This window comes from Polaromonas sp. P1_G1 (assembly GCF_056405595.1).
In genome coordinates this window covers 1-436 of the sequence record NZ_JBFUBU010000196.1, presented here as the reverse complement: position 1 = coordinate 436, position 436 = coordinate 1, and the positions used below count along the sequence as shown (strand labels likewise).

The following is a 436-nucleotide window of genomic DNA, read 5'->3' as shown; positions in this document are numbered from 1 at the left end:
GCATTGGCCTACCCGCAGCCGCCCGGCACCTACACCGATGCACAACTGCAGCAAGCCCTGGTAGATGCGCTTTTGCCCCACCTGGCAGACGCGCTGGACCGCGCGGACGCCTGGGGACAAAAACTTTCAGGCGGGGAGCAGCAGCGCCTGGCGATTGCCCGGGTGTTGCTTAAGCAACCCCAGTGGGTCTTTGCTGACGAAGCCACCAGCGCGCTGGACGCAGAAGCTGAAGCCACGCTGTACCAGCGCCTCAGCGACCTGGTCACCCAACGTGGGGGGGGCATGGTGTCCATTGCCCACCGTCCCAGCGTGGCGACCTTTCACACCCGGCAGTGGGTGCTGATGCCACGTCAGGGCACGGGGGCCTTGTTCACCTTGTCCGAAAACCGCGCATAGCCCCTGGCCCGCAACTCGCAGGCGGGGCAACTGCCGCAGC

1 protein-coding gene is annotated in these 436 nt (G+C 66.3%); it reads left to right on the top strand.

The genetic code is table 11. The features are described from left to right. Positions 1-396: ATP-binding cassette domain-containing protein (locus AC1D1Y_RS26440; RefSeq protein WP_477684959.1), on the top strand; the 396-nt coding region annotated here is incomplete at its 5' end. Between the last annotated feature and the right edge of the window lie 40 nt (positions 397-436).